The organism is Mesorhizobium sp. M7A.F.Ca.AU.001.01.1.1 (assembly GCF_004022735.1).
Classification (GTDB): domain Bacteria; phylum Pseudomonadota; class Alphaproteobacteria; order Rhizobiales; family Rhizobiaceae; genus Mesorhizobium; species Mesorhizobium ciceri.
In genome coordinates, this window is sequence record NZ_RZPF01000380.1 from 1 (window position 1) to 6,170 (window position 6,170).

Below are 6,170 nucleotides of genomic sequence, written 5' to 3' on the forward strand. Positions count from 1 at the left end.
GGCGTGCCTTTGAAGAAGATTTTTACCGTTGTCCTGGCCTTGTTCGTCGCCGGCTGCGCCGGCCAGCAAACACAGGAATTGCTTGGCAGCGCCATGGTGTCCGCGCCGGTGACGGAGATCGCCGGCAACCACTCGATCTTCATCGCCACGACGCGCAAGAAATCCGACGATCCCAACAAGGTTTTCGACGGCGAACGGTCGGCGACGCTGAACTATGCCCGCGTCAACGTCACCGTTCCGGGGCTTCACAAGACCGGCCAGATCGAGCGCCGCTCGCGCGGCAAGTCGGACGACCCGGCCAAGTATTTCATGGCTTCCGAGGTCGTCGGCTACGACACGCAGCCGAAATTCTCCAGCGCGCTCAACGCCGACATCGCGGCGCGCGGCGGCCGCGTCATGGTCTTCGTGCATGGCTACAACACCGGCTTCGATGCCGCCGTCTATCGCCTGACCCAGATCGTCCATGATTCCGGCTATCCCGGCACGCCAGTGCTGTTTTCCTGGGCATCGGGCGCCAGGACCACCGACTATGTCTACGACAAGGAAAGCGCCAGCGCTGCCCGCGACCAGTTGGAGGTGACGCTCAGGATGCTGGAGCAGTCCGGCGCGCGGCGCATCGACATCGTCGCACATTCGCTCGGAACCTGGGTCACCATGGAAACGCTGCGCCAGATGGCCATCACCGGCGATCGCGATCTCGGCGGCAAGCTCGGCGACGTGGTGCTGGCCTCGCCCGACATCGATGTCGACGTGTTCAAGAGCCAGATGCGGCGCTATGGCAAGCCCGACAAGCCGTTCATCCTGCTGTTATCGGACGACGACCGTGCGCTGCGGCTCTCCGGCCTGATCGCCGGTTCACGGCCGCGTGTCGGCGACTACAAGGATGCCGCCGATCTTGCCTCCTATGGCGTGACGGTCGTCGACCTGTCCAAGGTCAAGGGATCGGACAGCTTCAACCATACGAAATTCGCCGACAATCCGACGCTGGTGAAGATGATCGGCCAGCGGCTGCGCGAGGATGACGGCTTTGCCAGCGACCGTGATGTCACCGACCGCATCAGCCTGCTTGGCCAATAGGTGCGGTCTCGCGGCGATGCCTGCCCGGCATCGCGGACGTATGGATTCACTTTGAACTGGACCGCGCCGGTCTCTGGCCTTATCGGAATAGCCAGCGACGTCACGCGTTTGACGTCCCCTTTTGCGGGAGCCTGCGTGTGACCGTGCGTTCGAAGAGCTACCTCGTCGTTGCATCGGCGCTCGCTGTCACCGGCTGCGCTGGCGGGAAAACGCACGACCTGCTCAACAGGACGACGGTCTCGGTGCCCGCATCCGACATCGCGGCCACGCATGAAATCTTCGTCGCCACCACCCGCCAGAGGGCAACAAAAGAGCCGCGACAGGTTTACGACGGCGATCGCTCGCTGACCACCAGCTTTGCCCGTGTCGACGTCACCGTTCCCAAAAGCCATCAGGTCGGCGCCATCGAGCGGGCCAAGGGATCGGCAAACAGCAATCCTGCCAAGGATTTTACCGCCAAGGACGTCACTTTCTATGAAGGCGCGCCCCAGTTCGCCAAAGCGGTCGGCGCCGACATTTCCATGCGCGGCGACCGTGCGCTGGTTTTCGTGCACGGCTTCAACAACGGTTTTGACGACGGCATCTACCGGCTGACGCAGATCGCCCACGACACCAAATATCCCGGCACCCCGGTGCTGTTCTCCTGGGCTTCGAGCGGCAAGACCACGGGTTACATCTACGACAAGGAAAGCGCCAACGCAGCGCGCGACGACCTCGAGGCGACGCTCAGGATGCTGGCCAAGACAAAGGTCAAGAGCATCGACATCATCGCCCATTCGATGGGAACCTGGGTGACCATGGAGACGCTGCGCCAGCTTGCCATCACCGGCGACCGGGATCTCGGCGGCAAACTGGGCTACGTCATCCTGGCCTCGCCCGACATCGATGTCGACGTCTTCAAGAAGCAGATGATCCGCTACGGCAAACCCGACAAGCCGTTCGCCATCCTGCTCTCTGCGGATGACCGGGCTCTCAAGCTCTCGTCCCTGATCTCGGGCGACAAGCCGCGCGTCGGCGACTACGGCAACGCTGCAGACCTCGCCAGCTATGGCGTGTCGGTGGTCGATCTTTCCCAGGCCAAGGGCGGCGACCGCCTCAACCACGCCAAATTCGCCGACAACCCGATGCTGGTGCAACTGCTCGGCGACCGGCTGCGGGCGCCGGCGGGCCTCGCCTCGGACGAACCCGACCCGACACAGCTCAACAATCTCGGCCAGGGCCTCGGCAAGGCCGTCGGCTCGGTCGCCGAGATCGTCATCACCACGCCGTTCAAGGTGCTGACCATCGCCACCGGCGGGTGAGCCAGCGGGCGGCATTGGCCCTAGGATTGTTGAGATTCGGGTCAGGCCGAGCCGAAAGTGGTGGTTTTCGAGAACCGGAGCGGAGCGTACTTAAGTACGTGAGCACCGGAAGCGCAGAAAATCGCTACTTACAGGTCGGCATGGCCTGAATATCAACAATCCTAGACGAACAGATCGACCTTCTGGAATGTCGTCACATCGATCAGGCCGACATCGGAGATCCTGAGCTCCGGAATGACGACCAGCGCCAGCAGCGAGTGCTGCATGTAGGCGTTGTTCAATGAACAGCCCATCTTGCGCATCGCCTCGGTGAGCTTCTCGGCCTTGGCGGCGACGATTTCCGCCCGTTCGTCCGACATCAGGCCTGCGATCGGCATTTCGACCAGCGCCAGTTCCTTGCCCTTGGAGAACAGCACGACGCCGCCACCGACCGCGCCCAGACGGTTTACCGCCAGCGCCATGTCCTGCTTGTTGGTGCCGACGCAGATGATGTGGTGGGCGTCATGCGCCACGCTGGACGCCATGGCGCAGTCGCCCATATAGCCGAAGCCCGAAACGAAGGCGTTGCTGACGCCGCCCGTGCCCCTGTGACGCTCGACCAGCGCGATCTGGCAGATGTCGTTGCGGCGGTCCATTGCGACCAGCCCGTCCTCGACCGGCAGATCGGCCTCCAGCGCGCGCGTCGGCGCCTGGTTCTCGATGACGCCGATGACACGCACCCGAACCTCGTTGGCGCCCTTGGGGGCGGCGATATCGAAGTCGTCGCCCTTCAACTTCTTGCCGAGCTTGACGGTGTTCTTCGCCGTCCGGGGGTAATCATAGGCCGGAATGTCGATTTCGAGCTTGCCGCCCTTGGCCACCCTGACGCCGCGTGCATAGACCTCGTCGATGGTCATTGCGGCGAGATCCGAGACGATCAGCAGGTCGGCCAGCCGGCCCGGCGCGATCGAGCCGATCTCGCGCTCCAGTTTGAAATGCTGGGCGGTATTGAGCGTCGCCATCTGGATCGCCGTCACCGGCTTCAATCCCTGTTGGATGGCGTGGCGCACCACGCGGTCCATATGGCCCTCTTGGACCAGCGTGCCGGAATGGCTGTCGTCGGTGCACAGGATGAAGTTGCGCGGGTCGATTCCGCCCTCCGTCACCGCCTTGATCTGCGAGGCGACGTCGTACCAGGCCGAGCCCAGCCGCAGCATCGCCTTCATGCCCTGGCGCACGCGGGCGATAGCGTCCTCGGCGCGCGTGCCCTCATGGTCGTCCTCGGGGCCGCCGGCGACGTAGCCGTGGAACGGCAGGCCGAGATCGCGCGAGGCATAGTGGCCGCCGACCGTCTTGCCCGCCTTGACCGTCGCCGCGATCTCGCCCGACATGACCGGATCATTGGCGACGACGCCGGGGAAATTCATCACTTCGCCCAGGCCGATAATGTTCTCCCAGGTCATCGCTTCCGCGACATCGGCGACCGTCAGCTCGGCGCCGGCATGTTCCAGCCCCGGCGCCGAAGGCACGCAGGACGGCATCTGGACATGCACGTTGATGGGCATGGCGACCGCTTCGTCATGCATCAGCCGCACGCCGGGCAGACCCAGAACATTGGCGATCTCGTGCGGGTCGATGAACATCGAGGTGGTGCCGTGCGGAATGACGGCCCGGCAGAACTCGGTCACCGTCACCATGCCGCTCTCGACATGCATATGCGCGTCGCAGAGGCCGGGCACCAGATAACGCCCGCCGGCATCGACCACCTTGGTGCCCTGGCCGATTGCATGGCTGGCATTGGGCCCGCAATAGGCAAAGCGCCCGCCGGCAATGGCGATGTCGGTGCCGGCGATGATCTCGCCCGAATGAACGTTCACCCAGCGGCCGTTGCGCACGACCAGGTCAGCGGGTTTGCGCCCCACGGCGACATCGACCAGATGTGTCGCCATCTCGGTCCACGGTCTGGGTTTTGCGGGCGTTGCTTTCGTCATTGGCGATTCCTCGGTTGCCGCCAGTCTCGCAAATGTCGGCGGGCGCCGCCAGAGCCGTCGGTCCGACATACCGCGTCAGGGCGAGCTTGTTGACTAATCCGGCTGGAAGGCGATGCTGACCGCGAACCGAACCATATGAGGGAAGACATGACCCGTTTTTGGAAAGCGTTCGCCATCGTTATCTTGTTCGCAGCGTCGACCACTTCTGCCGTGGCCGAGGAGCGTTGGCAGACCTTGCCGGAACCAGCGGCCATGCCCAAACCCGATCAGAGCGGATACGCGCCGGTGAACGGCATCCAGATGTACTACGCCGTTTTCGGCGCGGGCGATCCGGTGCTGCTCATCCATGGCGGCCTCGGCCACGGCGACATCTGGGCCAGCCAGGTGGCCACGCTTTCCAAGACGCACAAGGTAATCGTCGCCGACAGCCGTGGCCACGGCCGCTCCACCCGCACCGAGCAGCCCTATGGCTACGACTTGATGGCATCGGACTATCTGGCGCTGCTCGACCACCTGAAGATCGACAAGACCGCGCTTGTCGGCTGGAGCGATGGCGGCATCATCGGTATCGACATCGCACTGCATCATCCGGAGCGGCTGACAAGGCTGTTCGCGCAAGCCGCCAACGTAACCACCGACGGCCTTGATCCGGGCGTGATGACCAACAAGACCTTTGCCGCCTACATCGACCGCTCCGGCCGCGACTACAAGAAGATGTCGAAAACACCGGACCAGTATGACGCCTTCGTGGCGCAGATGAGCCACATGTGGGAGAGCGAGCCGGCGTGGAGCAAGGAACAGCTTGCCGAGATAACCACGCCGACGGCGATCGTTGCCGGCGACCACGATGAGGCGATCAAGCGCGAACACACCGACTATATCGCCTCCGCCATCCCAGGTGCGAAGCTGATCATCCTGCCCAACGCCAGTCATTTCGCCATGCTGCAAGCGCCGGATGAATATAGCCAGGCTGTGCTGGACTTCATCGATGCCAAATAGAGGATTCTGTACGGCGACAGGGGGATTGCGATTGCGGCGAATGCGGTTATCCTTCTGACGAGGATCTTTCTGAACCGTCATTTCGGGGAGTTCGATGCGTCGATTGATGGTCGCTAGTGCCGGTTTCCTTGCCGTTCTGGCCGTGCCGGCTTTTGCAGCCGACCCGGCGGTCGACGTGCCGATGACCGCGCCCGGATTCGACTGGACGGGCTATTACGCTGGTCTGCAGGCCGGCTATGGCTGGGGCCAATCCGATGTATCGGTGACAGAAGGTGCGCCATTTTCCATCGCGCCCGACATTGACGGCGGTTTTGTCGGCGGCCACGTCGCCGGCCTGTGGCAATTCGACCAGGCGGTGCTCGGCGCCGAGGCGGACCTCAACTATTCCTCGGTCGGCGGCACGACGGTATCGGCGCTGGGAAGCACATTCGGCACCGACATCAAGTGGTTCGGGTCGGTCAACGCCAAGGCGGGTTACGCCATGGACCGCCTGCTGGTCTACGGCATTGGCGGCGTCGCCTTTGCCGGCATCGAAACATCGCAAGTCGCGGGTCCGGCGTTCGACAGCACGCGCACGAATGTCGGCTGGACCGTGGGTGCCGGCGTCGACTACGCGCTGACCGACAAGTTCGTCGTCGGCGCGCAGTATCGCTACTATGATTTCGGCTCCGAGCACTACGAGGTGGCAGAACCCTTTAACGATCGCGATCAGAACGTGAAGCTGAATACGGTCGGGATCAATTTGAGCTACAAGTTCTGACCAGGCCCACAATCGCGACGCTGCCGGCCCAGGCGACCACTTGAGGGGCTCTCTTCATGGAAG

Annotated in this window: 5 protein-coding genes; 4 read left to right on the forward strand and 1 reads right to left on the reverse strand. The window is 63.3% G+C overall.

The genetic code is table 11. The annotated features are described in order from the left end of the window. Positions 1-3 precede the first annotated feature (3 nt). Both EN884_RS21730 and EN884_RS21735 read left to right on the forward strand, forming a co-directional pair. Complete coding sequence (locus tag EN884_RS21730) at positions 4-1,077, forward strand: alpha/beta hydrolase (protein WP_013531324.1); 1,074 nt, start codon at positions 4-6, stop codon at positions 1,075-1,077. 137 nt (positions 1,078-1,214) lie between these two features. Continuing rightward, positions 1,215-2,378 (forward strand): alpha/beta hydrolase, encoded by a 1,164-nt coding sequence (locus tag EN884_RS21735; protein ID WP_063168105.1) that lies wholly within the window; start codon positions 1,215-1,217, stop codon positions 2,376-2,378. A gap of 161 nt (positions 2,379-2,539) precedes the next feature. Here the strand turns inward: EN884_RS21735 and ade are convergent, their stop codons facing one another. Further along, complete coding sequence (gene ade / locus EN884_RS21740) at positions 2,540-4,348, reverse strand: adenine deaminase (protein WP_063168106.1); 1,809 nt, start codon at positions 4,346-4,348, stop codon at positions 2,540-2,542. Between the two features lie 147 nt (positions 4,349-4,495). Here ade and EN884_RS21745 point away from each other — a divergent pair, with 147 nt between their 5' ends. Beyond that, complete coding sequence (locus tag EN884_RS21745; protein ID WP_063168107.1) at positions 4,496-5,347, forward strand: alpha/beta fold hydrolase; 852 nt, start codon at positions 4,496-4,498, stop codon at positions 5,345-5,347. 94 nt (positions 5,348-5,441) lie between these two features. Beyond that, complete coding sequence (locus EN884_RS21750; RefSeq protein WP_027160415.1) at positions 5,442-6,107, forward strand: outer membrane protein; 666 nt, start codon at positions 5,442-5,444, stop codon at positions 6,105-6,107. The last annotated feature ends 63 nt before the right edge of the window (positions 6,108-6,170 follow it).

What these genes read in the sequence shown, in the direction of transcription:
- EN884_RS21750 (WP_027160415.1), top strand. Translation starts at nt 5,442, where the DNA reads ATGCGTCGATTGATGGTCGCTAGTGCCGGTTTCCTTGCCGTTCTGGCC.
- EN884_RS21745 (WP_063168107.1), top strand. Translation starts at nt 4,496, where the DNA reads ATGACCCGTTTTTGGAAAGCGTTCGCCATCGTTATCTTGTTCGCAGCG.
- ade (WP_063168106.1), bottom strand. Translation starts at nt 4,348, where the DNA reads ATGACGAAAGCAACGCCCGCAAAACCCAGACCGTGGACCGAGATGGCG.